The 1,088-nt window shown below is 65.8% G+C and carries 1 protein-coding gene and 1 pseudogene; both read left to right on the plus strand.

Annotated elements, in window-relative coordinates:
- A partial coding sequence (locus DYI24_RS27010) for a c-type cytochrome (RefSeq protein ID WP_164574506.1) occupies window positions 1-547 on the plus strand: 547 nt, incomplete at its 5' end.
- Between the two features lie 189 nt (window positions 548-736).
- Window positions 737-1,088, plus strand: a pseudogene (locus DYI24_RS27015) (histidine kinase); the annotation flags it as partial.

Raw genomic sequence — 1,088 nt, forward strand, 5'->3', positions numbered from 1 at the left:
TGACGGCCGTTGCGTCGCCTACAACGCCAAGACCGGCGAGAAGCTGTGGGAGAGCCCGCTCGGCACCGGCGCGGTGGCGGCGCCTGCGACCTACATGGTCGACGGCGTGCAATACGTTTCGATCGCGGTCGGCTGGGGCGGCGTGTTCGGCATCAGCGCCCGCGCCACCGAGACCGAAGCGCCGGGCACGGTGTACACCTTCGCGGTCGGCGGCAAGGCCAAGATGCCAGAGTTCGCCAAGTATCAGATGGGCAATCTGCTCACCGGCATCGAGTACGATCCGAAGGACGTGGCGGAGGGGACGGCGATCTACGTCGCCGCTTGCGCCACCTGCCACGGCGTGCCCGGCGTCGACCGCGGCGGCAACGTCAAGAATCTCGGCTATTCAACGACCGAGCGGATCTCTCACCTCAAGGACATCGTGTTCAAGGGGCCGTTCCGCGACAAGGGCATGCCGGACTTCACCGGCAAGCTGACCGAAGCCGACGTGGTGAAAATCCAGGCCTTCATCCAAGGCACCGCGGACGCGATCCGGCCGAAGAAATAGCCGTCGACACATTGCTGCCGCCCGGCTGATCCCGGGCGGCGATCGCTTCCACCACAACCTAAAAGACCCCGGCAGCCCAGTGCTGCCCGGGGCTGCTTCGGCGATTGTTGACAGCGCACCGACGCTGTACTGTCGGCAGCGCAAGTGCGGGAGGAAGACGCCCGCACAGGGAGCGCCGGTCTCGTCAGCATGCCAAACGCTGTTTCATCGTTCATCCAGAGCGTGAAGACACGCACGCTCTCGATCGGACAGATGACGTTCGGCAGCTTCCTGTTGCTGCTGACGATCATCGCCGCCACCTCGATCGGCAGCGTGGTGGCGATCCGGCATATCGACCGCACCTTCGGCGAATTGCAGCGGCTGCAGAGCGTCGGCGATCTTGCCGAAGAGATCGAGCGGCGGATGAGCGATCTGCGCTTCGCCGCGCGCCAGGCGGTGACGGAGCCCGGGGCGCAGCCGGCCAGCAAAGTGTTCACCGCCGCATCTGCACTCACCGAACTCCTGAAGAAGACCCGCCTGGAGCTGGCGCCGGATCAGCGGG

The organism is Rhodopseudomonas sp. BR0C11 (assembly GCF_010820945.1).
In the GTDB taxonomy this organism is placed as follows: domain Bacteria; phylum Pseudomonadota; class Alphaproteobacteria; order Rhizobiales; family Xanthobacteraceae; genus Rhodopseudomonas; species Rhodopseudomonas palustris_H.